The 26,504-nt window shown below is 66.8% G+C and carries 21 protein-coding genes; 9 read left to right on the forward strand and 12 right to left on the reverse strand.

Annotated features, from left to right (window positions below):
* Nucleotides 1–159: 159 nt before the first annotated feature.
* From AC3A56_RS14000 to AC3A56_RS14015, 4 genes are all read left to right on the forward strand, one after another.
* Nucleotides 160–369 (forward strand): zinc-finger domain-containing protein, encoded by a 210-nt coding sequence (locus AC3A56_RS14000; protein ID WP_056718035.1) that lies wholly within the window; start codon nt 160–162, stop codon nt 367–369.
* A 78-nt stretch (nt 370–447) separates the two neighbouring features.
* Nucleotides 448–1,575: a glycosyltransferase gene (locus AC3A56_RS14005; protein WP_056768377.1), complete on the forward strand. Its 1,128-nt coding sequence runs from the start codon at nt 448–450 to the stop codon at nt 1,573–1,575.
* Nucleotides 1,576–1,650: 75 nt separating this feature from the next.
* Nucleotides 1,651–2,982 (forward strand): O-antigen ligase family protein, encoded by a 1,332-nt coding sequence (locus AC3A56_RS14010; protein WP_487770727.1) that lies wholly within the window; start codon nt 1,651–1,653, stop codon nt 2,980–2,982.
* Complete coding sequence (locus AC3A56_RS14015; protein ID WP_487770728.1) at nt 2,972–3,748, forward strand: glycosyltransferase family 2 protein; 777 nt, start codon at nt 2,972–2,974, stop codon at nt 3,746–3,748. The genes AC3A56_RS14010 and AC3A56_RS14015 overlap by 11 nt, the downstream gene beginning before the upstream one ends.
* Here the strand turns inward: AC3A56_RS14015 and lpxL are convergent.
* Nucleotides 3,742–4,659: an LpxL/LpxP family Kdo(2)-lipid IV(A) lauroyl/palmitoleoyl acyltransferase gene (gene lpxL / locus AC3A56_RS14020; RefSeq protein WP_487770729.1), complete on the reverse strand. Its 918-nt coding sequence runs from the start codon at nt 4,657–4,659 to the stop codon at nt 3,742–3,744. The two genes, AC3A56_RS14015 and lpxL, sit on opposite strands and share 7 nt — an antisense overlap.
* A 124-nt stretch (nt 4,660–4,783) precedes the next feature.
* Between lpxL and waaA the strand changes: the two genes are divergently transcribed.
* A complete protein-coding gene (gene waaA, locus AC3A56_RS14025; RefSeq protein WP_235580697.1) occupies nt 4,784–6,025 on the forward strand; it encodes a lipid IV(A) 3-deoxy-D-manno-octulosonic acid transferase in 1,242 nt (413 codons plus the stop codon).
* Nucleotides 6,026–6,094: 69 nt separating this feature from the next.
* On the opposite strand, the gene AC3A56_RS14030 is transcribed toward waaA, so the two are convergent.
* Both AC3A56_RS14030 and AC3A56_RS14035 read right to left on the reverse strand, forming a co-directional pair.
* A complete protein-coding gene (locus AC3A56_RS14030) occupies nt 6,095–7,396 on the reverse strand; it encodes a TolC family outer membrane protein (RefSeq protein ID WP_056718040.1) in 1,302 nt (433 codons plus the stop codon).
* Nucleotides 7,397–7,430: 34 nt separating this feature from the next.
* A complete protein-coding gene (locus AC3A56_RS14035; RefSeq protein WP_056718070.1) occupies nt 7,431–8,090 on the reverse strand; it encodes a protein-L-isoaspartate O-methyltransferase family protein in 660 nt (219 codons plus the stop codon).
* A 312-nt stretch (nt 8,091–8,402) separates the two neighbouring features.
* On the opposite strand from AC3A56_RS14035, the gene AC3A56_RS14040 reads away from it, so the two are divergent.
* Both AC3A56_RS14040 and AC3A56_RS14045 read left to right on the forward strand, forming a co-directional pair.
* Nucleotides 8,403–9,017: a TetR/AcrR family transcriptional regulator gene (locus AC3A56_RS14040; RefSeq protein WP_487770730.1), complete on the forward strand. Its 615-nt coding sequence runs from the start codon at nt 8,403–8,405 to the stop codon at nt 9,015–9,017.
* Between the two features lie 87 nt (nt 9,018–9,104).
* Nucleotides 9,105–9,704, forward strand: a complete 600-nt coding sequence (locus tag AC3A56_RS14045) for a ferritin-like domain-containing protein (RefSeq protein ID WP_487770731.1) — start codon at nt 9,105–9,107, stop codon at nt 9,702–9,704.
* Nucleotides 9,705–9,788: 84 nt separating this feature from the next.
* Here the strand turns inward: AC3A56_RS14045 and AC3A56_RS14050 are convergent, their stop codons facing one another.
* Both AC3A56_RS14050 and AC3A56_RS14055 read right to left on the reverse strand, forming a co-directional pair.
* Nucleotides 9,789–10,805 (reverse strand): zinc-binding alcohol dehydrogenase family protein, encoded by a 1,017-nt coding sequence (locus AC3A56_RS14050; protein WP_487770732.1) that lies wholly within the window; start codon nt 10,803–10,805, stop codon nt 9,789–9,791.
* Between the two features lie 59 nt (nt 10,806–10,864).
* The gene (locus AC3A56_RS14055) at nt 10,865–12,085 is read right to left on the reverse strand and encodes an MFS transporter (RefSeq protein WP_487770733.1); all 1,221 of its coding nucleotides are present in this window, start codon (nt 12,083–12,085) and stop codon (nt 10,865–10,867) included.
* Nucleotides 12,086–12,184: 99 nt separating this feature from the next.
* Between AC3A56_RS14055 and AC3A56_RS14060 the strand changes: the two genes are divergently transcribed.
* Complete coding sequence (locus AC3A56_RS14060) at nt 12,185–13,093, forward strand: LysR family transcriptional regulator (RefSeq protein ID WP_487770734.1); 909 nt, start codon at nt 12,185–12,187, stop codon at nt 13,091–13,093.
* Between the two features lie 38 nt (nt 13,094–13,131).
* The gene (locus AC3A56_RS14065) at nt 13,132–14,154 is read left to right on the forward strand and encodes a DUF2333 family protein (protein WP_487770735.1); all 1,023 of its coding nucleotides are present in this window, start codon (nt 13,132–13,134) and stop codon (nt 14,152–14,154) included.
* A 69-nt stretch (nt 14,155–14,223) separates the two neighbouring features.
* Here the strand turns inward: AC3A56_RS14065 and ppa are convergent, their stop codons facing one another.
* The 7 genes from ppa to AC3A56_RS14100 form a co-directional block, all read right to left on the reverse strand.
* A complete protein-coding gene (gene ppa, locus AC3A56_RS14070; protein ID WP_056768281.1) occupies nt 14,224–14,760 on the reverse strand; it encodes an inorganic diphosphatase in 537 nt (178 codons plus the stop codon).
* Between the two features lie 97 nt (nt 14,761–14,857).
* Entirely contained in the window at nt 14,858–15,712 is an 855-nt protein-coding gene (locus tag AC3A56_RS14075; RefSeq protein ID WP_487770736.1) for a 2OG-Fe(II) oxygenase, read from the reverse strand.
* Nucleotides 15,713–15,817: 105 nt separating this feature from the next.
* Entirely contained in the window at nt 15,818–17,287 is a 1,470-nt protein-coding gene (pdxR, locus tag AC3A56_RS14080; protein WP_487770737.1) for a MocR-like pyridoxine biosynthesis transcription factor PdxR, read from the reverse strand.
* A 330-nt stretch (nt 17,288–17,617) separates the two neighbouring features.
* Nucleotides 17,618–20,764: a TonB-dependent receptor gene (locus tag AC3A56_RS14085; protein WP_487770738.1), complete on the reverse strand. Its 3,147-nt coding sequence runs from the start codon at nt 20,762–20,764 to the stop codon at nt 17,618–17,620.
* Nucleotides 20,765–20,854: 90 nt separating this feature from the next.
* Complete coding sequence (locus AC3A56_RS14090; RefSeq protein ID WP_487770739.1) at nt 20,855–21,565, reverse strand: helix-turn-helix domain-containing protein; 711 nt, start codon at nt 21,563–21,565, stop codon at nt 20,855–20,857.
* Between the two features lie 417 nt (nt 21,566–21,982).
* Nucleotides 21,983–24,070 (reverse strand): prolyl oligopeptidase family serine peptidase, encoded by a 2,088-nt coding sequence (locus AC3A56_RS14095; RefSeq protein WP_487770751.1) that lies wholly within the window; start codon nt 24,068–24,070, stop codon nt 21,983–21,985.
* A 279-nt stretch (nt 24,071–24,349) separates the two neighbouring features.
* Nucleotides 24,350–26,401 carry a sodium-translocating pyrophosphatase gene (locus AC3A56_RS14100; RefSeq protein WP_487770740.1) on the reverse strand — a complete coding sequence of 684 codons (2,052 nt, stop codon included), beginning with the start codon at nt 26,399–26,401 and terminating at the stop codon, nt 24,350–24,352.
* Nucleotides 26,402–26,504: the final 103 nt, after the last annotated feature.

The raw sequence follows: 26,504 nt of genomic DNA on the forward strand, positions 1-26,504 counted from the left end.
AACGCCGGGTCGTGGATGAGTGCTCACGTGATGAGGACCGCCACCGCAGCCTCACGGCTGGGAGCTGCGTCCGGCTTCCTTGGGTACCCCTGCTGTCCCCCGACAGAAGGCTGCAGCCTGCTACCATTTGCGGCCTGATGTCCAGTCTGGAGTTCACTGATGTCATCCCCCCGCTCTGCGGCGGCGCCGATGGTGCCGGCAAATGCCGAAAATCGTTATGAAGTGACGCGCGCGGACCTGCCGCTGTCCTGTCCCATGCCCGGCATGGAACTGTGGAATTCGCATCCGAAGGTCTACCTGCCGATCGTCGATGATGGCGGCGAGTCAACCTGTGCCTACTGTGGCGCCTGTTACGTGCTGCAGGACTGAGCTTTCGGGCCAGTCACACCCTTCGGCGGCATTGTTCTTGCTTGCCTTCATGGAATGAAAGCCGCCAGCCCCGAGCTCATGTCCAGCATTGCCGTGCCCGCCAAGCTGCTGACCGTGGTCCAGTTGATCCCTGCGCTGCACTCCGGTGGCGCCGAGCGGTCAGCGCTGGAGATTGCCCGTGCGCTGGTGCAGGCTGGCCACCGCTCGGTGGTGATCTCGGCGGGCGGCAGGCTGGTCGAGCAATTGAAGGCCGAGGGCAGCGAGCACATCACGCTGGACATCGGCCGCAAGTCGCTGTCTACGCTGGGCCATCTGGGCGCCTTGCGGCGCCTGCTGCGCGAAATCAAGCCGGACATCGTGCATGCCCGGTCGCGGCTGCCGGCCTGGATGGGCTGGTGGGCGTTGAAGGGCATGTCGCCGCGGCCGCATTTCCTCACCACCGTGCACGGGCTCAATTCACCCGGGCGTTACAGTGCGATCCTGCTGCGCGGCGAGCGCGTGGTGGCGGTGTCACAGACCTTGCGCGACTACGTGCTGAGCCACTACCGCTGGCTGGAGCCGGGCCGGGTCAAGGTGATTCCGCGGGGCATCGATCCGCAGGCGTTTCCCTATGGCCACCGGCCCGATGACGCCTGGCAGAAGGCCTTTCTTGCCGAGTTTCCCGCGCTGACCGGCGCACCCCTGCTGACCCTGCCGGGTCGTGGCACGCGCCTGAAAGGGCACCATGACGCGATCGAGCTGCTGGCCGACCTGAAGCGACGGGGGATCGAGGCGCGCCTGTTGCTGCTGGGCGTGATCGAACCCGGCCGCGAGGCCTACGTGGCGGAGCTGCAGGAACTGATCCGCTTGCGCGGGGTGACTTCGCAGGTGGTGCTGAGCCCGCCACGCGACGACGTGCGCGACATCTACGCGATTTCCGCGCTGGTGCTGCAGTTGTCGAACCGGCCCGAATCGTTCGGCCGCACCGTGGTCGAGGCGCTGTCGCTGTGCCGTCCGGTGCTGGGCTACGCCCATGGCGGCGTCGGCGAACTGCTCGCCGAGTTGTACCCCGCCGGCCGGGTGCCTCCCGGTGACCGCGAGCGGCTGGTGGAGCGCGCCGCCGAATTGCTGCGGGTGGCGCCGCCGATCTCGCCGCTGCAGAGCTATCGCCTGGGCGACATGCAGCAGGCCACGCTCGCCCTGTACGACGAAATCGCCGCGTCCTGATCAGGCCGCCGCGGGCGTGCGGATTGGCTGCGGCGGCTCGCCTACAATGCGGGATCGCAGTCATCCGGCCCACGCATGAATTCGTTCGGCACCTCACTCAAGGGCGCGTTGCGCTCGCCACTGCTGCCGTTCTGGCTGGTGGTCGCGCTGCTGCCGTTCGGGCGCAGTTCCGAGCTGGGCACCGTGTTGTGCCTGCTCGGCGTGATCATGCTGTTCGCCCGCGATCCGCAGGCCTTGCAGCAGCACGCGGGGGCACGCCTGCTGCTCTGGCTGCTGGCCGCCTACGTCGGGGCGGCGCTGTGCTCCGCGCTCGATGCGGTCCGGCCGGGCAAGAGCTGGAGCACGGTGGCCGCGCTGTTGCGCTACGCGCCGCTGGGTTTGTACGCGTGTTTTGCGATCCGCCGCGAAAGCAAGCTGCAGGCCCTGTATGTGGCGGTGGCCTGGGTATTGGCGCTGTGGTGTCTGGACGCCTGGGTGCAGGCGCTGACCGGCTGGAGCCTTGGCGGCCAGGCAGAGGCCGAGCGCGTCTCCGGCATCTTCGGTGCGGACAACCTCAAGTTGGGACCAACCCTGGCGGTGCTGTCGCCGTTTGCGCTGTGGACCGCGCGACGACGCTGGGGCTTGCCGGGACTGCTGCTCGCCTTCGCCCTGATCCTGGGCCCGATCCTGCTGGCCGGTGCGCGCGCCGCGTGGCTGTGCTACGTGCTGGTGGCGCTGGGCTTTGCCTGGCGCGAGACGAAATCGCCGCTGCGCTTTGCCGGCTTCTGCGCGGTGGCGGCGCTGCTGCTGGCGCTGGCCGGGGGACTGGCCTGGAAGACTTCGACGCGTTTCCATGACCGCATCGATCGCACCCTGCTGGCCCTGCACGGCACCGACCAGTCGCTGGACGCCGCGCTCAGCGGCCGCCTCGACATCTGGCACGCCAGCGTCGGGATGTTCGCCGCGCATCCGCTCAACGGCGTGGGTGTGCGTGGCTATCGTTATGCGTATCCGCAGTACGCCCCGGCGAATGATCATTTCGTGGTATCGACCGAAGCCTGCGGCGTCGGCGAAGGTGCCTGCCATGCCCACCAGCTGGTGCTCGAGATACTCACCGAGACCGGTTCGATCGGCCTGCTGCTGTGGCTGGCCGGCGTGGTGCTGGCATGGCGGGCGTGGCGCAGCATGGGTGCGGCAGCACGGGAGCGCGCGTTCCCGGTGAGCCTGGCCTTGGGCGTGATGCTGTTTCCGCTGAACACCCATCTGGCCTTCTATTCGGCCTGGTGGGGGCTGCTGTTCGCCTGGTTGCTCGGTCTGTGGTGTGCCAGTTTGTTCGTTGCCGGCGTCCCTGCCGGCGAAGAAGAGCCCGGCGTCCCTGCCGGACTTCTCAAAAGAGCTGCCTCCGTGGAGGCCCGCGATGGGGCGTGAGCCGTTGTCGGTGGTGGTGACCACATTCAACAGCGCCGCCACGCTGGATGCCTGCCTGCGCGGCGTGAGCTGGGCGGACGAGATCGTGGTGCTGGACTCCGGTTCCACCGACGCCGGCATGGCGATCGCTGCCCGCTACGGTGCGCGCATCCACGCCCAGCCGTTTGCCGGATACAGCGCGCAAAAGCAGGCGGCGATCGATCTGGCCAGCCATCGCTGGGTGCTGCTGCTCGATTCGGACGAGTCGCTGGACGAAGCGTCGATCGCGCCGCTGCAGCAGGCGCTGCTGGCGCCGACCTGCGCGGGATACCAGTTGTGGCGGCGCGAGTGGCAGTTCTGGCGCTGGCAATCGCGACGGGCGCGGCTCAACCACTACGTGCGCCTGTTCGATCGACGACATGCCCGCATGAGCCGCCATGAGGTGCACGAGGAGGTGCAGGTGGACGGCGCGATCGGGGTGCTCGATGTCGTCATCGATCACCACGGCGAGCCCGACATCAGCGGACGCGTGGGCAAGGCTGATCGCTATTCCAGCCTGCAGCTGCCCGACCTGGCCAGACGCCGGGTCGGCGGGTTGCGACTGCGCATGGTGGCGTATCCGACGGTGGCCTTCCTGCGCTACTACCTGCTGCGCGGTCATTGGCGTTCCGGCTGGGCCGGCTTCATCGCCGCCCGCATCCACGCGTTCTACGCGTTCCTGAAGTACGCGAAGCTGTACGAGCTCGAGCAGCGGCGTTCGAAGCGGGAAACCGGCGACGATCAGTAGATCGCAGGCGCGCCCGGCGGCCGGGTCTTGAAGCGCTTGTGCACCCACAGGTACTGCTCGGGCGCCTCGCGCACCATCTGTTCGATGCAGGCATTGACGCGTGCGGTGTCGGCTTCCGCAGCGGGTCCCGGGAAGTTTTCGAGCGGCGTGCCCAGGCGCAGGACGTAGCCCTGGTTGCCGGGCAGGCGGCGATGGAAGAACGGAATCACCTTCGCGCCGGACATCCGCGCCAGGTGATGGGTGGCGGTGATGGTGGCCGCCGGCACGCCGAAGAACGGCGCGAACACGGTGTCCTTGCTGCGCATGTCCTGGTCCGGCGCGTACCAGAGGGTGCCGCCGTTGCGCAGGTATTTCACCGTGCCGCGGATGTCGTCCTTGTCGAACATGGCGTCGGCGTAATCCAGTCGCGCGCGCAGTACCGCCCACTCGAACACGGTCGAGTCCATCCGCCGATACATGCCGGCGATGCGGATGCGCTGCGAGACCAGTCGCGCGCACAGCTCCAGGTGCGAGAAATGTCCGCCCACCAGCAGCACGCCCCGACCTTCCGCCCGCGCCGCTTCCAGATGCTCCAGTCCCTCGATGTGGGTGGGGATCGCCGCGATGCGCCGATCGCTGCCCATCCAGCCCAGCGCGAACTCCACCAGCATCAGGCCGATGTCGCGCAGGTTGGCGTCGACCAGGCGCGCCCGGGCGTCGGCGTCGAGTTCGGGGAAACACAGGGCGAGGTTGGCTGCGGCGATGCGCTTTCGCGCCGAAGGAATGCGCAGCACCAGGGCGCCGAGGCGACGGCCCAGCCACATCAGCACGGATTGCGGCAGTCGTGCGATCAGCCAGATCGTGGCCACGCCCAGCCACGCCGGCCAGTGACGAGGTGCGAGCAGCGAACGGTGGAAGGCGGGACGGGACATGCCGGGCATCGTGGGCATTGTAGTGGATCGCGGACGGCTGTCCCGCGTGGCCTCGTTCCCGCTCTCGTATACTGCCGCGTCAACACCACGAGTCGTGCCATTGCGCTATCTCTACACACTGGCGATGTTCCTGGTCACGCCGCTGCTGGTGCTGCGGCTGCTGGCACGCGGGGTGCGTTCGCGGCCTTACCACCAGCGCTGGCCGGAGCGCTTCGGGTTCTTCAGGACGCCGGGCTTCAACGGCAGCCTGTGGGTGCACGCGGTGTCGGTGGGCGAGGTGAATGCCGCCGAGCCCCTGATCAAGGCACTGCAACGCGATTACCCCAGGGCGCAACTGGTGGTCACCACGGTGACCCCGACCGGCACGGCGCGCGTGCAGCAGTTGTTCGGCGACAGCGTGTTCCATGTTTATCTGCCGTACGACCTGCCGTACGCGGTGAGCCGTTTCCTGAAGAAGATCCGGCCACGGCTGGCGCTGATCGTCGAGACGGAGATCTGGCCCAACCTCTACTTCGCCTGTCGCCGCCGCGGCATTCCGCTGATGATCGTCAATGCGCGATTGTCCGAGCGTTCGCTGCGCGGCTACCGGCCGCTGCGCGGGCTGCTGCGATCCGCCTTGCGTTGCGTGACCCTGATCGCCGCGCAGTCACGCACTGATGCCGCACGCTATCGCCTGCTCGGTGCCGATCCGCAACAGGTGCTGGTCACCGGCAACATGAAGTTCGACATGCCCATACCCGATGGCGCGGTGGAGCTGGCCGCCGGCATGCGCGAGCAGTGGGGGCCGCGTCGTCCGGTGTGGATGGCGGCGAGCACGCACGAGGGTGAAGAGCAGGCGGTGCTGGAGGCGCACCTGCAGGTGCTCAAGCGACTGCCCGATGCGCTGCTGCTGCTGGCGCCACGCCATCCCGAACGGTTCCGGCTGGTCGAGCACTCGGTGCGCAGCCTGGGTTTCACGGTGGCCACGCGCGGTCTCGAAGGCGTGCCGTCGTCCTCGCACCAGGTCTTCGTGATCGACGCGATGGGCCAGCTGATGCCGTTCTTCGCCGGCTCCGACGTGGCCTTCGTCGGCGGCAGCCTGGTCCCGATCGGCGGCCACAACGTGCTGGAGCCGGCAGCGCTGTCGGTGCCGGTGCTGGTCGGGCCACACACCTTCAATTTCGACGAGATCACCCGCAGCCTGATCGAGCAGGGTGGCGCGATGCGCGTGACCGGCGCCGCGCAACTGGGCCCCGACGTGCTACGGCTGTTGCTGGATGCGGCCAGCCGCGAACGCATGGGTCGCGATGCCCAGGGCGTGTTCGAACGTGAGCGCGGGGCGGTGCAGCGGGTCATGCAACTGATCGACGGCATGCTGCAGGAATGACGGATCGTCCGCCCGGAAACAGAACGGCCGGGACATGCCCGGCCGTTCCGTGAAACGTGGCGCCGCGGTTTACTGCAGCAACGCGTTGATCTGCTCGATGTCCTTCACGTCGGCGGTGCCGGCAGTCTGCTTGAGCAGCAGCTTGTTGAGGATGAACTGGTGCCGCGCCTGCGAGTAGCTGCTCTCCGACGAGGTCAGGGTCTGGATCGCCAGCAGCACGTTGGTCATCGTCTGGGTGCCGACCTCGAACCCGGCGCGGGTCGCTTCCAGCGCCTTGCGGCCCGATTCCACCGAGGCCTTCGCCGATTCGACCTGGGCGATGCCGGCGATCACCGAGCGATAGTAGTTGAGCGTGTCGCGCACGACCTGGCGGCGCTGCGCTTCCAGCGCGTCGGCGGCGCCGTCGCGCTGGTAGATCGACTGGCGCACGAGTGACTGCGTGGCACCGCCGGAGAAGATCGGCACGTTGAGGGTCAGTCCGATCGTGGTCGAGGCGGGGTCGCGATAGCGGGCCGCGGCATTGCCTTCGGACCAGCCGGCTCCCTTGCCGTAGGACACGCCGGCGGTGATCGTGGGCAGATGCGCCGCCCGCGCCGCGCTGATGTTGTGCTGGGCGGTTTCCACGTTGCTCTTCTGGGCGAGCAGGTCGGGATTGGTTTCCAGCGCCTGCTTGACCCAGGCGTCCTGGTCGGCCGGGGACGGCGGCTGCATCGGCAGGTCGTCGCGCAGCTTCTTCAGGTCGCCGGTGGGCTTGCCGGTGATCTGGGCCAGCGCCTCGCGGGAATCATTGAGGGTGTTCTGCGCGGCGATCGTCTGCGACTTCGCCGCTTCGTAATACGCCTTGGCCTGGTAGACGTCGGTGATCGCCGAAAGGCCGACCTTGAAGCGCTGGTCAGACTGCTCGTACTGCTGGCGGAACGCGTCCTCGTTGGCCTTGGCGTAGGTGAGGCCATCCTCGCTGGTCAGCACGCCGAAGTAGGCGGCGACCACGCGCACGTAGAGTTGCTGCCCGGCGGAGGCGTACAGCTCGTCCTGGGCCTCGGACGCCGAGTGGGCGGCCTTGAGGTTGGCGTACTTGCTGAAGTCCAGCACGCTCTGGCTCAAGGTGCCGTTGATCGTGCGCGAGCGGCTGTGGCCGATCTGGCCGCCACCATTGGTCTGGTTCAGGCTCATGCTGGCGCCGATCTGCGGCAGCAGCGACGCGCGGGCCTGGGTCACGCCTTCACCGGTCGCCAGCCTGCTGGCGTCGGCCTGCGACAGCACCGGGTCGTTGTTGCGGGCTTCACGGTAGGCGTCCAGCAAGTCCTCGCCGTGGCTGGGCAGCGAGATGGCGGCCAGGGCCAGTGCAAGAGTGAGCAGCTTCAAACGCATGAGTTGCCTCGTGGGTATCGATTCGGGGATGAGCTCAGAACACGAACCGCGGCGGCGGCTCGGCGTGACTCAGGTAGGGAAGATCGGTTTCGAACAGGGCCTCTTCGCGGTAGCGACCGGCGCCCTCGTGCATGAGCAGGGTGGCATGCTGCACCGGCGATTCACCGCGGACCACCAGGGCGCGACCACCGGGCTTGAGCCAGGTCAGCCAGCGTGGCGGTATCGCATGCACCGCACCGGTCACCACCAGCCCGTCGAACAAGCCGTCGGGCTGCCACTGGTTCACGGCTTCGCCGGTGATCAGGTCAGCGTTGGAAACGCCGGCGGCCTGCAGGCGTTGACCGGCGGCCGCCGTGAAGTCCGCATGGATGTCGACGCTGGTGACCTGCGCCGACAAGCCGGCCAGGCAGGCGGTGAGGAACCCCGAGCCGGTGCCGATTTCCAGCACGTGCTCGGTACCCTGCAGTTCCAGCGCCTGCAGCACGCGGCCTTCCACCACCGGCTTCATCATCACTTCGTTGTGGCCCAGCGGCAGGCACAGGTCGGCGAAGGCGAGCTGGCGATGTTCGGCGGCGACGAAATCCTCGCGGCGAACGCGGGCGATCACGTCCAGCACGCGGGCGTCCAGGACTTCCCACGGGCGCACCTGGTTTTCCACCATGTTGAGTCGCGCCTGCTCGATATTCATCGCCATCTGCTCGTGTCCCATGCGGATCGAAAAAGGTCAAAAAGGATAAGCGCTAGCGCGCGCTCCCACAATGACACGCTCCGACGGTCACAGCCTGCCGGTTGCGCGGCGGGCCACGAAGTGCCGGAAGTCATCGGAAGCGGTTGACGCACGTCACCTGATGCACGCGTGCGTTCGACACGGGAACTGGCGCCGGTGCCTGTTCTGGAAAATAAATGAACCGGGGCGTATAATAAAGCGATGAACCCCGTTTGTGAAGGTGGAGGCATGAGCAGCAGCGCGCAAATCAGAGCCCAGGGTCCCGGTCGTCCGAAGGACATGGAGAAGCGTGCGGCCATTCTGGTCGCGGCGAAGGCGCTGTTCATCCGCAATGCCTTCGCCGGCACCAGCATGGATGCGATCGCCGCCGACGCCGGGGTGTCCAAGCTGACGGTGTACAGCCACTTCGGCGACAAGGACAACCTGTTCCGCGAAGTGATCCGTTCGCGCATCGAGGATCTGCTGCCGGAGGAAACCTATGCCTTCGACCCGCACGCGGACATCCGCGAGACCTTGCTGCGGGTGGCGCTGATCCATGCCCACCTCGACTGCAACGTGGAGACCGTGGGCACGTTTCGCGCCATCCTCAGTGATTGCCGTCAGGGCAATCCGCGCTACGGCAAGCTGATCTGGGAAGAGGGTGCCGCGCGCACGCATGGATTGATGGAGCGGCTGTTGCAGCAGGCGGTCGACGCCGGCCAGCTGGATATCGCCGACGTGCCACGCGCCTGCACGCAATTCCTCAGCCTGATCAAGGGCAACCTGATGATGCGCCAGATGTTCGGTTGCACGGATTGTCCCGAAAGCTATGCCGCGGAAATCGAAGCCACCGCCCGGGCCGGTGTCGACATGTTCCTGCGCGCCTACCTGCCGCGTGATTCGTCCGCGGCCTGAGTGGCGGGCGAGCTGGCGGTGGCGTTGACGCCACCGCCACACCGAGTGACTAGACTGACCTGAATCAGCCCACGCAAGGGATATTTCATGGCCACCCAGTCGAAGTCCACGCCGTCGAAATCCACGCCGTTTCTTTCCGACATCGAGACGATCCGGCGGCGCGCGCGGGAACACATGCAGCGCGGCGCGGTCACCGACAGCTACACGCTGGATCGGCAGACGGTGCTGAAGCTGCTCAACGAGGCGCTGGCCACCGAACTCGTCTGCGTGTTGCGCTACAAGGCCCACCACTATCTTGCCTCCGGTATCAACGCCAAGAGCGTGGCCGCCGAATTCCTCGAACACGCCAACGAGGAACAAGGTCACGCGGACCTGATCGCCGAGCGCATCACCCAGCTCGATGGCAAACCCGATTTCTCGCCGGATGGCCTTTCCACTCGCAGCCATGCCGAGTTCGTGGTGCCCGAGGAACTGGCGGCGATGATCGAGGAAAACCTCGTTGCCGAACGCATCGCCATCGACAGCTATCGGGAAATCATCAACTACGTGGGCGACCGGGACACCACCACCAAGCGCATGCTGGAAGGCATCCTGGCGATGGAGGAAGAGCACGCCGAGGACATGAAGACCCTGATGGAGGATTTCGGCAAGAAAGGCGAACCGGCCAAGCCCGTTTCGTCGAGATAGTCCTGTCGAAAGACCAGGAAATCCCTCGATCAAAAGTGTGGGTAGAACAGGAAGCAGGGTGGCCGCCGCCACCCTGCTTCATTTTTACCAGCCGGCCAACACCAGTTTGCCGATCGTGCTGCCGGATTCCAGCTGGCGATGCGCCTCGCGCAGGTTGGCGGCATGGATGGGCGTCAGGGTGGCGGTGCGCGTGCCACGCAGTTCACCGCTGGCGAGCAGGGTTGCCACGCGTTCGAGGATGCGCCCCTGTTCGGCCTGGTCGTCCGTCTTGTAGCGGGCACGCGCGAACATCATTTCCCAGTGGATGCCGATGCACTTGGCCTTGTAGGGATCGCCGATCTTCAGCGCGCCGACCGGTTCCACGATCAGCCCCACGTGACCTTGCGGCGCCAGCAGATCGCCGATGACGGACCAGTAGCGGTCGGTGTCGGCGAGGTTGAGCACTGCATCGACCTGGGAGAAACCCAGCGCCTGCAGCTGCGCGGCCAGCGGCTCGCGATGGTTGACCACGTGCTGCGCACCCATCGTGCGGCACCAGTCGATGGTCTCGGCGCGCGAGGCGCTGGCAATCACGGTGAAGCCAGCGCGTCGGGCCAGCTGGATCGCGATGGAGCCTACTCCGCCGGCGCCACCGATGATCAACAGGGACTTCCCTTCGCCGCCGTGCTCGCTGTCGAACGGCATGCGCTGGAACAGCAGCTCCCAGGCCGTGAGCACGGTCAGCGGCAAGGCCGCGGCGTCGGCCAGTTCGACCGATGGCGGCACGTGGCCGACCAGCCGTGCATCCACCAGCTGGTACTGCGCGTTGCTGCCGGCCCGGGTGACGTCACCGGCGTAGTAAACGCGATCGCCCGGCCGGAAGCTGGTCACCGCCGCGCCGACCGCCTCGACCGTGCCGGCGGCGTCATAGCCCAGCACCTTCGGCTGCGCTTCCACCTGGGGCTTCGGCGAGCGCAGCTTGGTGTCGACCGGATTCACCGAAACCGCTTCCACGCGCACCAGCAAGTCGTGTTCTCCCGCGACGGGGCGGGTCAGTTCGATGTCGATCAGCGATTGCGGTTCGTCGATCGGCAGATAACGGGTGAGGGCGACGGCTTTCATGGGATCTCCGGACTTCGGGCAGGGGACGGGAAAGAGTTTGCGCTGGCGCGAACGCGGTTTCAGCAGGATGCTTCGAGGCCGGCGGCGCGGGGCGCGATACGGGAAGCGTGGGCGCGATCCAGCCGCATGCTGTACAACGCCACGATCAGGCCGAGCAGCGGCAAGGTCGCCGCCACCCAGGTCACCGCGCCCAGGCCCGGTCCGTGGCTGATCACCGCGCCGCCCAGCCACGCGCCGATCGCGTTGCCGAGGTTGAACGCGGCGATGTTGAAGCTCGACGCCAGCACGCCACCGCCGCTGGCCTTCTGCAGCACCCGCAGTTGCAGCGGCGCCACGGTGGCGAACCCGGCGATGCCGAACACCGCGGCAAACGCGATCATCGCCGGCTTGCTATGCAGGGCCAAGGTCATCGTGCCCAGCACGATCGCCAGCGCGATCAGCGAACCCAGCAGGGTCGCCATCAACCGCTTGTCGGCGAGCCGGCCGCCGAGCAGGTTGCCCACCACCATGCCGCCGCCGAATACCAGCAGGATCGGCGATACCGCGCTGTCGGCAAAGCCGGTGATGCGGGTCAGGATCGGCTGGATATAGGTGAACACCGCGAACACGCCGGCGAAGCCGAGCACGGTCATCAGCAGGCCCAGCAACACTTGCGGATGCGCGATGCCTTTCAGCTCCTCGGCGAACTTCATCGGCGCGTGTCCGCCGCGATCGGCCGGTACCAGCGTGGCGATGATGATCGTGGCCAGCACGCCGATCGCGGTCACCGCCCAGAACGTGGCGCGCCAGCCATGGTGCAGGCCCAGCCAGGCGCCGGCCGGCACGCCGAGCAGGGTCGCCATGGTGAGGCCGGTGAACATGATCGAGATCGCCGAGGCCTTGCGATCCTCCGCCACCAGCCCGGTCGCCACCACCGCGCCGACGCCGAAGAAGGTGCCGTGGGCCAGCGAGGTGAGCACCCGCGCGATCATCAGCACGGTGTAGCTCGGCGCCAGCGCGCTGGCCAGGTTGCCCAGGGTGAAGATGATCATCAGGGCGATCAGCGCGGTCTTGTGCGGCAGCCGGCTGGTGGCCGCGGTCAGCAGCGGCGCACCGACGAACACGCCCAGCGCATAGCCGGAGATCAGCAGGCCGGCGGCGGCGATGCCGACGTGCAGGTCGGCGGAGACCTGCAGCAGCAGGCCCATGATCACGAATTCGGTGGTGCCGATGCCGAACGCGCCGGCGGTCAGCGCGTACAGCGCCAGCGGGGTGCGTGGCCGGACGGAAGGGGAGCGCATGGCGACAGTCCTGAAGAAACGATGCGCCAGCCTAAGGATTTGCCTTTTCTGCAAAAACCACCAAGATGACTAATCATTATCAATGAATGGTTGATAGTCATGGACCGCATCGGCGACCTCGGCCTGTTCCTGCGCGTGCTCGACCTGGGTTCGATCAGCGCCGCCGCGCGCAGCCTCGACCTGTCGGTCGCGGTGGCCAGCCAGCGGCTGAAGCGGCTGGAGCGCGAACTGGGCGTGCGCCTGCTGCACCGGACCACGCGCCGGTTGCACGCCACGCCCGAGGGCATGCAACTGGCCGAGCAGGGGCGCGCGCTGGTGGAGGACCTGGAGGCGCTGACCGGCGGCCTGCGCCAGGGCGCCAGCGAAGTCAGCGGCACCTTGCGGGTGACCATGTCGGCGGCGTTCGGCAGCCAGTACATTTCGCCGCTGCTGCCGGAATTCCTCGCCCGGCATCCGCGGGTGAAGCTCAGCGTGAATCTCGACGACCAGATCGTGGATCTGGTCGGTTCCGGTTTCGACCTCGGCATCCGCGTCGGCGCGCTGGACGACTCCGGCCTGGTGGCGCGCCAGCTGGCGACCAACCGGCGCGTGCTGTGCGCCTCGCCGGGCTACCTGCAACGCCACGGCGTACCGCGCACGCCGGCCGATCTTTTGAACCACGATTGCCTGCTGCTGGTCGGCAGCCGGGGTCGGCAGGACACCTGGCACTTCAGCGACCGCAAGGGCCGCGCCATCGCGCAGCGCGTGCAGGGCCGCTTCGAAACCAACCAGGGCGAACTGCTGCGCGACGCGGTGGTGGCCGGGCTCGGCATCGCGATGCATTCGGTCTGGCACGTGCACCAGCAACTGCGCGACGGCCGATTGCAGATCGTGCTGCCGGATTATCCGATCGCCACCACCGGCATCCACGCGGTGATGCCGCAGCGCCGGCTGGTGCCGCCGCGGGTGCGCGCCTTCGTCGACTTCCTGGCCGAGCGGCTGGGCGCGCATCCGCCGTGGGAACGATGAGCCTGTAAGCTTTGCCCATTTCCCGCAGGAGTTGCTCGATGCAGACCCAGGACACCTCGAACCCGCCACGCCACGGCATCCGCCGCGCCATCCTGGCGCTGTGCGCGCTGGTGCTGCTGTTTGTGGGCGCGCTGATGTGGTGGTGGGACAGCGAGCCTGCGCTGTTCGATCCGGTGACGGTGACCCGGGCGCAGATGCAGGAACTGAAGCGGCCGGCCAGCGTCGGCGCCACCACCACGGTCACCCTGATCACCTCGGTGCACACGCTGCTGGACAAGCGCGGCGGCTACCTCAGCAACGACAAGCTGCCGCCCGGCGTGCTGATGGACAACGTGCCCAATTGGGAATTCGGCTCGCTGACCGCCTCGCGCGACCTGGTGCGCGCGTTGCGCAACGACTTCAGCCGTTCGCAGACGCAGTCGACCGAGGACAAGGACCTGGCCGAGGCCGATCCGCTGCTCAACAGTCCGAACGACCGCTGGCTGCTGCCCAGTTCGGAGAGCCAGTACCGCAAGGCGATCAGACATCTGGACGGCTATCTGGGCCGGCTCGGCGACGCCGACGACAGCAACGCGCACTTCTACGCGCGCGCGGACAACCTGGCCGACTACCTGCAGCTGGTCTCGTCGCGGCTGGGTTCGCTGTCGCAGCGGCTGTCGGCCAGCGTGGGGCAGATCCGCATCGGCGACGTGGCCTCGGCGGACGAGCCGGCGGCGGCCAGCACGGTGGCTGCGCCCGGTGGCGGCCGGCTGGTGAAGACGCCGTGGACGAAGATCGACGACAACTTCTACGAGGCGCGCGGCTACACCTCGACCCTGCTCGAACAGCTCAAGGCGTTCCAGCAGGACTTCGGCCCGATCCTGCGTTCCAAGCACGCCGACGTGAGCCTGGAGCAGGTGATCCGCGAACTGGAGGAAGCGCAGCGTCCGCTGCACAGCCCGATGGTGCTGAACGGCTCGCCGTTCGGCTTCTTCGCCAACCATTCGCTGGTGATGGCGAACTACGTGTCGCGGGCTAACGCGGCCCTGATCGACCTGCGCGAGCTGCTCAAGCGCGGTTGATTCCTGCGGGTGGCAGACACGAAAACGGCGCGCCACGCGAAGCGGGCGCGCCGTTGGTCCGTCAGCTGATCAGGCCTTGCTGGCCTTGTAACGCTCGACGCCCGCGACGATCTCGGCCTTGGCCTCGGTGGCGCCGGCCCAGCCCTCGATCTTGACCCACTTGCCCTTCTCCAGATCCTTGTAGTGCTCGAAGAAGTGGCCGATGCGCTCCAGCCAGTGCGGCGAGACGCCCTTCATGTCGTTGATGTGCGCGTAGCCCGGGAACACCTTGGGCGACGGGATCACCACCAGCTTCTCGTCGCTGCCCGCTTCGTCGGACATCTGCAGCATGCCGACCGGGTGGCAGCGGATCACCGAACCCACGGTCAGCGGCAGCGGCAGGATCACCAGCGCGTCCAGCGGGTCGCCGTCACCACCCAGGGTGCCCGGCACGTAGCCGTAGTTGCACGGGTAACGCATCGGCGTGGAGAGGATGCGGTCGACGAAGATCGCGCCGCTTTCCTTGTCCACTTCGTACTTGACCGGCTCGGCATCCTTGGGGATTTCGATGATGACGTTGATTTCGTCCGGCACGTTGCGGCCGGCGGGTACGAGATGCAGACCCATGGACAGTCCTTGGCGAAGATTGAGGAAAGAAGGTCTGCAAGGATACGCCAAACGCTGCTGCGCCGCAGCAACGCGCGCCGGCCCCCGGGCCGGGCGTTCAGGTCGTGTGCGAGTGTCCGTAGGGGCGTTCGCGTAGCCATTTGGTGGCGATCCACTTTTCCCCCCGCTGCACCGGCAGGCCGGCATGCAGGGATTGCTGGTCACCGCCCTCGTAGGCGAAGTACACGGCGGCACCACGCCGTGCGGTGACGGTGAGGCCCAGTTCCGGGAAGGCCGTGCCGCCGCCCTGTGCCGGCGTGTTCAGATACATCACCACGCTGGCGACGCGCTGGCCGCCCACCGCGGTGATGGTGTCGTAGCCGGGCTGCCGCGGGTCGAACCAGTCGAAGTGCGGTTCGTATTCCTGGCCGGGCAGGTAGTGCAGGATCTGCAGCCCTTCGCCGTGACTGACCGGCATGCCCAGCAGGGTGGCCAGGCGTTGCTCGATCCGGCCCACCAGCGGCAGCTCGTTCAAGGTGAAGAACATCCCCTCGCTGGTGCGTCGCTGGTCGACCTGGTTGCTGCCGTCGCTGGCCACCGTCAGCGCGCGCTTGAGCCGGGGTTGCGCCAGCGCGATCAGCTCGTCGCATTCTTCCGCGGCGAGCAGGTTTTCCAGCACGCGCAGCGCGGGGTTCTCGACACTGAGCGAAATGCCGACCAGATGTCCGTCGACATCGACTTCAGGCGCTTCGGGATGTCTCGTGCGCAAGCCGCGGGGCGACGCGCCCGGTGCCGGCGCATTCAGCGCCGCCAAGGGCAGCTTCAACACCTCGGCGACGATGCTGCGGCTCTGGCGCGGGTCGTAACCGTTGTCCTTCATCAGCCGCAACACTTCAGTCACGCTGTGGCCGTCCCGCGTCGTGGTCAGAATCCAGTCGCGCAGTTGCGGGGTGATCGTGGTGCGTGGGTGCATGGATGGGACAGAGTCGGCAGCGGAGCGGAAAGCTTACTGCATGCGCTGCATCGGCTTGATCGGGGGCGCGCCGCCTCGTCGCCGGCAGGACGGGGGCAGGTTTGATCAGCCCCCCTGGCAGCGGCGTCGCGCCGGTCGCGCCATCCGCTCTTCCATCTCGTCCAGGCAATGGCCGAACAGTTGCATCGCGTCATGCAATTCCTGCGCGGACAGGCCGCAGTAGCCCAGCAGCAGCCCCGGGCGTGCCTGGGCGGACTCGTAGTGCGGCGCCATCGGATACAGGCCCAGGCCCTGCGAGTGGGCCAGTTCGATGAGTTCCTGCGCCTGTGCCTCGTCGTAGCCGCGAAGCCACACGACCACGTGCATGCCGGCCGGGGAGTCGACGATGTCCACCCGGTCGCCGGCGTGTCGGTGCAAGCCGCGGATGAGTTCTTCGCGACGCCCCTTGAGCTCCTTGCGCGCCTGCCGCAGGTGCCGTTCGAAACCACCGCTTTCCATGAAATGCGCCAGCGCCGCCTGCTCGATCCCGGGGCAGGAGAAGTCGCTGAGATATTTCGCGTTGATGAAATCGTCCCGCAGGGCGACGGGCAGCACCATGTAGGCAAGGCGCAGGCTGCCGAACAGCGTCTTGGAAAAGCTGCCGACGTGGATCACCCGATCGCCCTGGTCCAGCGACCGCAGCGCAGCCAGCGGGCGGCTGTCGTAGCGGAATTCGCCGTCGTAGTCGTCTTCCAGGACCCAGCTCTTGTGCGTGTCGGCGTAGTGCAGCAGTTCCAGTCGTCGCCGCAGCGACATCACGGCGCCACTGGGAAACTGGTGCGAAGGCGTGACGCAGACCAGCGCCGGCGCCGGCACGGGCAACGCCTCGCAGACCAGGCCTTCGTGGTCGACCGGCACGGAACAGATGCGGGCGCCATGCGCCCCGAGAGCCTGGTAGGCGCCGAAGTAATGGGGGTCTTCCAGCGCCACCGGATCGCCCTCGTTCAACAACACCCGGGCGGTGAGCGAAAAGGCCTGCTGGGCGCCGCTGACGATCAGCACGTTCTCGGGCAGCGCCCGCACGCCGCGGTGGCGTGCCAGGTAGGCGCACACCTGTTCGCGCAGGGCCGGCGAACCCTGCGCGCGGATGTCGCTGGTGGGCGTGTAGGCCGCGGCGCGCGCCAGTTCACGCCCCCAGGTCTCGCTGAGCGCGGGATTCACCAGCGGGTTGCCGTACTGCAGGTTGTAGCGCAAGCCGCTGTGCAGCTGCGCAATGGTCCTGTCCTGCATCCGTCGCGCGCGATGCGCATAACGCGATGGCGGAGTGATCGAGCGCTCGAGCGGACGCGCCGTGCGCGTGGTCTGCAGGTGCGCCACGTAGCTGCCCGATCCGACTCTGGCGTCGATGAAACCTTCCGCGCGCAACTGCTCGTAGGCAGCCAGCACGGTGGTCCGCGAGAGCCCGAGTTCCTGGGCCAGCTCGCGCGTGGGAGCGAGGCGCGAGCCGATGCCGATGCGACCGTCGAGGATGGCTGCCTTCATGGCTCGCGAAAGTTGGGCGTACTGGGGCCCGGTGCCGTCTAGGATGAGGAACACGCCAGATCTCCGAGGGGTTTCAGAAATGCATGGACTGGAGCCACGGCGATGTGGGGACAACGCGATGGCCGATGGGTGAGCTTAGAGGCGAGCGTGACTGCGCGTCGTGCGGCAGAAGTCACGATGAAGCTTCGATGGAGGCCTCGTTCGGCCGCGTTCGCGCGGCGTGGAATCGCCGGGACGGCGTACCGGTCCACGGCTGCAGTCGTGAAGGCTCGCGGATGGCACGCCGGAATCCGCCGCCTGCCGCGGCGTCCGTGTCCGCCGGTGAAACAAAAAGGCACCGCCGGAAAGCTCGGCGGTGCCCCGTTTTACGGTGTTGCTGGCGAATCAGAAGTCGTAGTTCACGCCAAAACGCACATAGCGTGGGGTCTGCGCCGTGAACGGACGCAGATAGTTGACGCCCTGACGCGCGTAGGTCTGTGTCGTCTCCTGACTGTCAAACACGTTGTAGACCATCACGTTGAAGCCCAGTCGGCGCTGTGCCCATTCCGGCCGGTATTCCGCGCTCAGGCTCAGCAGGTAGGTCCACGGGTTGTGCGACTCGCCCGGCGACGACGGCTGACCATTGCAGAAGTGATAGTACGTGCCGTAGCCCAGGCCCGGGTTGGTGTTGTTGGCATACAGGCCAAGGCAGCTCTTGGGCGCGCCGGACATGACGGTCAGGTTGCCCGACAGCATCCACGCCGGGTTCAGCTGATACGAACCGTACGCCTTGATCTGGTGACGCCGGCTGTTGGCCAGTTCACCATTGGCGTAGTCCATGATCTGCGCGTAATCCCAGTCGGACGTGGCCGACACGTCGGTCTGGCCGACGTCGGTCTTCACCTGGCCTTCGCTGTTGCCGTAGCTGCGCGAGAACAGGTAGTCGACCTTGCCCTGCCACTTGCCGTCGAACGGATGTTCCAGGTACAGGTCCAGGCCGTAGTACTTGCGCTTCATCGTGGTGTTGAAGTGGAAATCGTTCTTCCAGTCCATCTGCACGGTGTAGTAGCCGCCGGCCAGCTTCGGGATGTTGAAGACCGAGGTGGCGCCCGGGTTGATCAGGATGCTGCCCGGCACCTGGGTGGCGTCGTAGCTGTTCGGGTCGATGCCCATCGCGTTCATCTTGGCGATGATCGACACGTTGTCGGCGATGTCGTCGATGGCGTTGCGCAGGTTGCGATAGGTGGCCTTGGCACCGTACACCCACGAGTCACCCAGCTTCTTGTCGAAGCCGAGGATGTACTCGTCCTGGTATTCCGACTTCAGGTTGGTCGACGCTGCCGTGCGCGGGTCACGGCCCTGGCCATACTCGCCGTTGTTCGACAGCGGCTGCCCGGCGCCGACGCTGGTGTCGATCGGGGTCAGCCCGGTGGGCGCGCCGTTGGCGTCGATGCCGGTGTAGGTGTAGTAGGTGCTGGTGAACAGCGAGGTGCCAGCCGAACGCTGCGCCACGCTGCTCGGCAGTGCGAGGTAGTAACGACCCGCATTGCCGTAGACCTTCATGCTGGAGTCGCCATTGACGTCCCAGCTGAAGCCCACGCGCGGCGCCCACTGCGGCGAGGTCAGGCGCAGGTACGGCTGGCCGTCGCCACCGTAGTTGGTGAACTGGTCGTTGCGCAGGCCGAGCTTGACCAGCCAGCGATCGTTGACCTGCCAGCTGTCCTCGATGTACTGCGCCCGCTGCGCGACGCGGAACGAGCCGTTGTCGTGGTAGCGGTACTGGTAGACGTAGTAGCCGTTGCTGCCCGGGCCGGCGGCGGCAACCCACGGCGAGTTGCGCCAGTCCGCACCCGCGGCCGCGGTTCCCGGGCCGCCCAGGATGTACTGGTTCGGCAGCGGGTTGCCGTCGCCGTCGGTGATCCGGTCGTAGTACCAGGCATAGCCGAGGCCATTGGGCGGGAAATACGTGCCCGCGTCGACGTTCGACGAGTTCTGGTTGTCGATACCCGCGGTCAGCGTGTGATCACCGAGCTTGTAGCTGATGTCGACGCGCAGGTTGGTGTTGGTCGAGCGATGCCCGGGCAGGTTGATCGTCGACACCGTCTGGTTGTTGGTGATGATGTCGCCGCCGGTGACGTCCGGGTTCTGGTTTTCCGGATGGAAAAGGTACGGGTTGGTCGGATCGAATCCGGGCGTGTCGCTGTAATACGTGCCCTTCATCTTGCCGTACAGCGCGCTCACCGTGAGGTCGTCGGTGATGTAGCTGGTGAACTTCGCCGAGTAGAGGTCGGCACCGTTCTTGGTCGAGGTCGCGCCACCGACGTAATCGGTCTGCTTGTCTCTGTCGTAGTCGTAGTTGTAGGTCGAGCCCTCGTACGAATCCTTGCTGGAGGCGCCGGTCAACTCAAGCACGTTGTTGTCATTGATGTTCCAGTCGAGCTTGCCGTACCACTTCGGGCGGTCTTCGCGCGTATGCGTGTTGAACGGCGCCGTCACCGGCCCCACGCCGCGGTCGGCCGCACTGTTGGAGTCGCCCAGGCCCTGCTCGCGCTCGGCTTCGACGGCGGCGAAGAAGAACAGCTTGTCCTTGATCAGCGGGCCACCGACGTAGGCGTCGACGGTGGTCGTCCACGACTTGTTGTCGTTGCGGCGGCGATAGATGCTGCCGCGCGAACCGTCGCCGTTGACGTAGTAGAAGTTCTTCGGGTCGCCCTGCAGGCTGCTGGGCGTCCACTGCACCTGGCCACCGAAATGCCATTCGTTGGTGCCGCGCTTGCCGACCTGGCTGATCACGCCGCCGTCGGAGCGGCCGTAGGCGGCGCCGTAGCCGCCGCTGAGCACTTCCTGCTGGTCGATCGCGCCGTAGGGCAGGGTCAGGCCGCCGAAGCCGCTCAGCGGATCGGTCGTGTTGAAGCCGTTGATGTAGTAGGCGTTCTCGACGACCGACGAACCGCCCAGCGAGACGACGGAGCCGCCGGTGGTGCTCAGGCCGTTGAACAGGCCGCTGCCTTCGACCACGCCCGGGGCCAGCAACGCGATCGCCTCGGCGCTGCGTGCCAGCGGCAGGCGGGCCAGTTGCTGGGAGGTGATGACGGTGCGCGAATCGACACCGGTCACGTCGATGCTCGGCAGCGCATTGGCCTGCACGGTGACGGCGCTCAGGACCTGTGCGTCCGCCGCGTTCGGCGCGGCAAAGGAAACCTCGGTGCCGGCGCCCACGCGCATCGTGATGTGCGAGCGCGTGTCGATCACCTGGCCATCGCGCTGCAAGGTCACGGTGTAGTCGCCCAGCGGCAGCGAGTCCACGGTGTAGCGGCCGGACGCGTCCACCGCCACTTCACGGGTGATGCCCGCGTTGTTGCTGACCTTCACGGTTTCGCCGCTGTTGGCGGGAACCTGGCCGAAAATGCTGCCGGTCGTCGCCTGCGCGTGAGCCGGAACCAGGGCGCCAGCCCCATACAGTCCCAGGGTGATGGCTGCCGCCAGGCCCAGCGCGGCATGGCCGAACAGTCGGCTGCCGGGTTTGCGTTGGATATTTGCGTGGTTCTTCATGTAGCTCCCCGTTTCAGTGGTGATTGACATCGGATCCGGTGGAACGAACCCGCGTCCACCTCAAAATGGAAATCCGGTGCAGGTGAAAACTCAGGCGATCAGGCCCCGGTTGCTCCGGAGATTGACGTTGAGCTTGTTGTGGAAGGTCATCAGGCGATCGACCTGTTCGGCTCCCGGGCTGTGCCCGAGGACCCCGTAGAGTTCGGCCAGCAGGTCCGCACGCGTGGCCTGATCCAGCGAGCCGCCGAGCAGCCCGATGTACGACTGCAGCAGGCGCAGCGACGCCGCCAGCAACTGGGGGTCCACACCCGCCGCAGGCGACGGACTGGACAAAGATTCCGGTTTGCTGGCGACCTGCTCGACGGCAGCCGCCGGCACCAGCCGGACCGGGCGCGACGACTCGTCGGCGGCGTGCATCGGACCCTCGCCGGCGACCAGCCACAGCAACGAAACACCGAGGGTTCGAGCCATGGTGATGCAGCGTTCGCGCGAGATGTCGCTGTGACCATCGCGCCAATTGCGCACGGCGCCGGCGGAAAAGCCGCAACGATCGGCAATCGCTGCGGCGCTGCCCTCGAGCTTGATCAGTCGGCGTATGCGGTCGGGCAAACCCTGTGCCGTGTCGGCGTCGTCGGCATTCGCCGCGCCCGACCCGCCGGGCGACGTGGCATGCCTGCCCGTCATGCCATTGAGCAGGGCAAGGCGCGCCAGGGGCTTGCTCGACGTCGCCGCAGCGACGTGACTGTTGCTGCCGGTTCGCCCCGGGGGAGGGGGCGCGAACCAGGATGCACTGGTGGACATGGTGCTGGCTCCATGGGGGAATGCCGGCTTGGGGAGGCCGGCAACATGGGGTGACAAGGCGGGCCGTGGGAGCCCGCCGGAACGTCAGGTTTTTGTTAGGGAAGCGTTGGGAGATGTAGCGTAGATGCCGAAATCCTTCGTTACATAACCAATTTTTCCGAACTGGCCAAAGCCAATTGGTTTGGCCGGTTCCTGCCTGAAGCTGCAGAAATGCAGCCATTGAGACGATCGAAAATCATTGATGTATGGCCGTCTGGACGTCCATCATGGGTGCGCAGGGTCGCGGGCGGTGGCGGCGCGACAGTCTGTTGCAGCCGCAGCGGGCCGGCTTGCCCGGTAGTGCCGGGAGCTCAAAAAAAGATCGCCCGGAACGGAACCCGTCCCGGGCGATCGGTGACGCAGGCAGGGCGTGGCGGACTACTTCAGCTGGTCCCACAGGAAGTCGTACGCCATCGCGTGCATGTGGGCAGACTGCTGGTTGTCCGCGCCGGCGCCGTGGCCGCCTTCGAGGTTCTCGTAGAACCACACGTTCGGGTGGCCTTGGGCCTGCATTTCCGCGGCCATCTTGCGCGCCTGCACCGGCCCCACGCGATCGTCGCTGGTGGCGGTGTAGAACAGCACGGGCGGGTAATGGCCGTTCTTCTTCACGTTCTGGTAGGGCGAGAACGTCTTGATGAAGTTCCAGTCGGCGGTATCCGGATTGCCGTATTCGGCCATCCACGATGCACCGGCCGACAGGTGGATGTAGCGCTTCATGTCCAGCAGCGGCACTTCGCAGGCGATCGCGCCGAACAGCTGCGGATAGGTCGTCAGCATGTTGCCCATCAGCAGGCCGCCATTGCTGCCGCCCTCGGCGCCGAGATGCTCCGGCGAGGTCACCTTGCGCTTGATCAGGTCTTCGGCCACCGCCGCGAAATCCTCGTAGGCGCGGGGGCGATTGGCCTTCAGTGCAGCCTGGTGCCATTGCGGGCCGTATTCGCCGCCGCCGCGGATGTTGGCGATCACGTAGACGCCGCCGCGTTCCAGCCAGGCGCGGCCGACGCTGCCGCTGTAGTAGGGCTGCAGCGAGACTTCGAAACCGCCGTAGCCGTACAGCAGGGTGCGGTTGGAGCCGTCCAGCTTGAGGTCCTTCGGGGCGATCTCGAAATAGGGCACGCTGGTGCCGTCCTTCGACTTCACGAAGTGCTGGCTCACCGTGAACTTGGTGGCGTCGAAGAACGCCGGCGCCTGCTTGATCGTCTCGGCCGACGTGCTGTCGAGCACACCGCGCTGCAGCGACGACGGGGTCAGGAAGCCGGTGACGTCGAGCCAGTATTCGTCGCTGTGGTCGGGGTCGGTGTCGACCACGCTGATCGAGCTCATCGCCGGTGCGCCCGGCATCGCCGCGCGCTTCCAGTCGCTGTCCGGCGTGGCCATCTGCGGCGGCGTCAGCACGTCGAGGCGGCTCTTCACGTCGTCCATCAGGTTGAGGATCAGGTGGTGCCGGGTCCACGCGTAGGAGTCCAGCGAGGTATGCGCATCGGGCTTGAACAGCACGGTGAACTCGCGCTTGCCGGCCATGAAGCGGTCGAACTGCGTGGCCAGCAGCGCGCCGGCCGGATAGGTCGTGCCGTTCACGGTCCACGGCGAGCGCGTGCGCACCAGCAACCATGCCTGGTGGGCATCGGCCTCGGCATCGTCGGGCACCTCGACGCGGGCCAGGCTGCCATGGATGCGCTGATACAGCTCGCTGTGGAAGAAGTCCCTGGCGATCGACACGAAGTCGCGCTCGTAGCCTGGTGTGCGATCGTGGTACGCGCTGACGGCGAGGTCGGTCGGTTTGCCTTCGTACACGACGGCGGCGTTTGCCAACGGCGTGCCGCGCTGCCATTGCTTGACGATGCGCGGGTAGCTCGACTCGGTCATCGTGCCGGGCCCGAAGTCGGTGCCGACGTAGAGCGAATCCTCGTCGATCCAGCCGACCTGGGTCTTCGCCACCGGCAGCTCGAAGCCGTTCTTCACGAAGCGCTTGTGCGGTATGTCGAACTCGCGCACGGCGATGGCGTCGCCGCCATCCGGCGACAGCGACACCAGGCAGCGCTCGAACGCCGGCTTCAGGCATTGCACGCCCTTGAACACCCAGCGCTTGTCCTCGGCCTTGTTCAGCGCGTCGATGTCCAGCAGCACCTCCCACGCCGGCTCGGCCTTGCGGTATTCGGCCAGCGTGGTCCGCCGCCAGATGCCGCGCGGGTGCGACTTGTCGCGCCAGAAGTTGTAGAGATGGTTGCCCATCCGGCTGACGTAGGGGATGCGCGCGTCGGAGTCGAGCACTTCGAGGATGCTGTCGCGAGTGCGGGTGAACTCGTCGTTGTCGACGAAGCGCATCGCCGTCGTGGCGTTCTGCTGCTTCACCCAGTCCATGGCGCGGGTGCCGTGGATGTCTTCCAGCCACAGGAACGGATCGTCGTGGCCGGCTGCAGGGGCAGCCCCGGGGGGCGTGGTGTCGCGGGCGTGGATATCGGTCATGCCTGTCAGTGTGACGCCAAGCGCCAGCATCAACCAGAGTGATTTCATGGTGTGTCCCCAGGTGCGCGAAGAGCGGGATGGACGTGGCCGGTGCGGCCCGCGGTCAGTCGAAGCGCGACCATCCGATCATACGGCCGCTGCCGACCAAAGTCAGGAGTGCCTGGCCTGGAACAGGAATCCCGCCACAGGGCGGGATTCTGTCGTCTTGATCCGCGCCTGCTTCGCCCCTCTCCCGCGTTGCGGGAGAGGGGCGAAGGTGCCGTGCGGGAGTCGCTTCGATTACAGCAGGGGGATCATCAGCAATGCCACGATGTTGATGATCTTGATCAAGGGGTTTACTGCGGGGCCGGCGGTGTCCTTGTATGGATCACCGACGGTGTCGCCGGTCACGGCGGCCTTGTGCGCCTCCGAGCCCTTGCCGCCGTGGTGGCCATCCTCGATGTACTTCTTGGCGTTGTCCCATGCGCCGCCGCCGGTGGTCATCGAGATCGCCACGAACAGGCCGGTGACGATGGTGCCGATCAGCACGCCGCCCAGCGCCTGCGCGCCGGCCTCGGGGCCACCGAGCCACTTGAAGCCGAAGATCACCAGCACCGGCACCAGCACCGGCAGCAGCGACGGCACGATCATCTCGCGGATGGCGGACTTGGTCAGCATGTCCACCGCGCGCGAGTATTCCGGCTTGGCGGTGCCGGCCATGATGCCCGGGATGTCACGGAACTGGCGGCGCACTTCCACCACCACCGCACCGGCGGCCCGACCGACCGCTTCCATCGCCATCGCGCCGAACAGGTACGGAATCAGGCCGCCGATCAGCAGGCCGATGATCACGTAATGGTTCGACAGGTCGAAGCTGACCAGGGAGCCACTGAAGTGCTGGCTGAGGTTGTGCGTGTAGTCGGCGAACAGCACCAGCGCCGCCAGTGCCGCCGAACCGATGGCATAGCCCTTGGTCACCGCCTTGGTGGTGTTGCCCACCGCGTCCAGCGGATCGGTGACGCCACGCACTTCCGGTGGCAGGTCGGCCATCTCGGCGATGCCGCCGGCGTTGTCGGTGATCGGGCCGTAGGCGTCCAGCGCCACGATCATGCCGGCCATCGACAGCATCGCCGTGGCGGCGACCGCGATGCCGTACAGGCCGCCCAGGGCGAACGCACCCCAGATCGCGGCGCATACAGCCAGCACCGGCCACGCGGTGGACTTCATCGACACGCCCAGGCCCGCGATGATGTTGGTGCCGTGACCGGTGGTGGAGGCCGCCGCGATGTGCTGCACCGGTTTGTACTGCGTGCCGGTGTAGTACTCGGTGATCCACACGATGCCGCCGGTCAGGGCCAGCCCGATCAGGGTGCAGCCCCACAGGTTCATCGCGCCGTGGCTGAAGTCCGGCATCAGCTGCATGGTGATCGGATAGAACGCGGCCGCGGCCAGCACCGCCGAGACGACCACGCCCTTGTACAGCGCGCCCATGATCGAGCCGCCCTGCTTCACCTTGACGAACAGCGTGCCGATGATCGAGGCGATGATCGAGACGCCGCCCAGCAACAATGGATACAGCACCGCGTTGGCGCCCACCTCGCTGATCATCAGGCTGCCCAGCAGCATGGTGGCGATCACCGTCACCGCGTAGGTCTCGAACAGGTCGGCGGCCATGCCGGCGCAATCGCCCACGTTGTCGCCCACGTTGTCGGCGATCACCGCCGGGTTGCGCGGGTCATCCTCGGGGATGCCGGCCTCGACCTTGCCGACCAGGTCAGCGCCCACGTCGGCACCCTTGGTGAAGATGCCGCCGCCCAGTCGCGCGAAGATCGAGATCAGCGAGCTGCCGAAGGCGAAACCGACCAGTGCGTGCAAGGCGGGTTCACCGCTGATGCCCATGCGGTTCAACAGCAGCCAGTAACCGGCCACGCCGAGCAGGGCCAGGCCGACCACCAGCATGCCGGTGATCGCGCCGCCCCGGAAGGCGACATCCATCGCCTTGCTCAAACCGCCGCGGGCTGCTTCGGCGGTGCGCACGTTGGCGCGTACCGACACGTTCATGCCGATATAGCCGGCCGCGCCCGACAGCAGCGCGCCCAGCAGGAAGCCGATCGCGGTCGGCCAGCTCAGAAAGAAACCGATCAACAGCAGCAGCACCACGCCGACCAGGCCGATGGTGGTGTACTGGCGGTTGAGGTAGGCGCGGGCGCCTTCCTGGATCGCTGCGGCGATCTCCTGCATCCGTTCGTTGCCCGGCGATTGCGCCAGGATCCAGCGCGCGGAGAACGCGCCATACAAAACCGCCACTAACGCACATGCAACAACGATCCACCAGCCATACTGCTGCAGCATCGGAGCCTCCCCATGGGTTGTATGCGGCCGCCGGAACGGGCGGTCCCGGGGAGTATAGGCAGACGTTGCGGCGCGGGCTGTTGTGCGGCGCAGCGCTGTCCGG

It is taken from the genome of Rhodanobacter sp. Soil_C_14, assembly GCF_057657335.1.

Coding starts and splice junctions, on each gene's coding strand:
- AC3A56_RS14000 (WP_056718035.1), top strand. CDS start 160: ATGTCATCCCCCCGCTCTGCGGCGGCGCCGATGGTGCCGGCAAATGCC.
- AC3A56_RS14005 (WP_056768377.1), top strand. CDS start 448: ATGTCCAGCATTGCCGTGCCCGCCAAGCTGCTGACCGTGGTCCAGTTG.
- AC3A56_RS14010 (WP_487770727.1), top strand. CDS start 1,651: ATGAATTCGTTCGGCACCTCACTCAAGGGCGCGTTGCGCTCGCCACTG.
- AC3A56_RS14015 (WP_487770728.1), top strand. CDS start 2,972: ATGGGGCGTGAGCCGTTGTCGGTGGTGGTGACCACATTCAACAGCGCC.
- lpxL (WP_487770729.1), bottom strand. CDS start 4,659: ATGTCCCGTCCCGCCTTCCACCGTTCGCTGCTCGCACCTCGTCACTGG.
- waaA (WP_235580697.1), top strand. CDS start 4,784: ATGTTCCTGGTCACGCCGCTGCTGGTGCTGCGGCTGCTGGCACGCGGG.
- AC3A56_RS14030 (WP_056718040.1), bottom strand. CDS start 7,396: ATGCGTTTGAAGCTGCTCACTCTTGCACTGGCCCTGGCCGCCATCTCG.
- AC3A56_RS14035 (WP_056718070.1), bottom strand. CDS start 8,090: ATGGCGATGAATATCGAGCAGGCGCGACTCAACATGGTGGAAAACCAG.
- AC3A56_RS14040 (WP_487770730.1), top strand. CDS start 8,403: ATGGAGAAGCGTGCGGCCATTCTGGTCGCGGCGAAGGCGCTGTTCATC.
- AC3A56_RS14045 (WP_487770731.1), top strand. CDS start 9,105: ATGGCCACCCAGTCGAAGTCCACGCCGTCGAAATCCACGCCGTTTCTT.
- AC3A56_RS14050 (WP_487770732.1), bottom strand. CDS start 10,805: ATGAAAGCCGTCGCCCTCACCCGTTATCTGCCGATCGACGAACCGCAA.
- AC3A56_RS14055 (WP_487770733.1), bottom strand. CDS start 12,085: ATGCGCTCCCCTTCCGTCCGGCCACGCACCCCGCTGGCGCTGTACGCG.
- AC3A56_RS14060 (WP_487770734.1), top strand. CDS start 12,185: ATGGACCGCATCGGCGACCTCGGCCTGTTCCTGCGCGTGCTCGACCTG.
- AC3A56_RS14065 (WP_487770735.1), top strand. CDS start 13,132: ATGCAGACCCAGGACACCTCGAACCCGCCACGCCACGGCATCCGCCGC.
- ppa (WP_056768281.1), bottom strand. CDS start 14,760: ATGGGTCTGCATCTCGTACCCGCCGGCCGCAACGTGCCGGACGAAATC.
- AC3A56_RS14075 (WP_487770736.1), bottom strand. CDS start 15,712: ATGCACCCACGCACCACGATCACCCCGCAACTGCGCGACTGGATTCTG.
- AC3A56_RS14085 (WP_487770738.1), bottom strand. CDS start 20,764: ATGAAGAACCACGCAAATATCCAACGCAAACCCGGCAGCCGACTGTTC.
- AC3A56_RS14090 (WP_487770739.1), bottom strand. CDS start 21,565: ATGTCCACCAGTGCATCCTGGTTCGCGCCCCCTCCCCCGGGGCGAACC.
- AC3A56_RS14095 (WP_487770751.1), bottom strand. CDS start 24,070: ATGACCGATATCCACGCCCGCGACACCACGCCCCCCGGGGCTGCCCCT.
- AC3A56_RS14100 (WP_487770740.1), bottom strand. CDS start 26,401: ATGCTGCAGCAGTATGGCTGGTGGATCGTTGTTGCATGTGCGTTAGTG.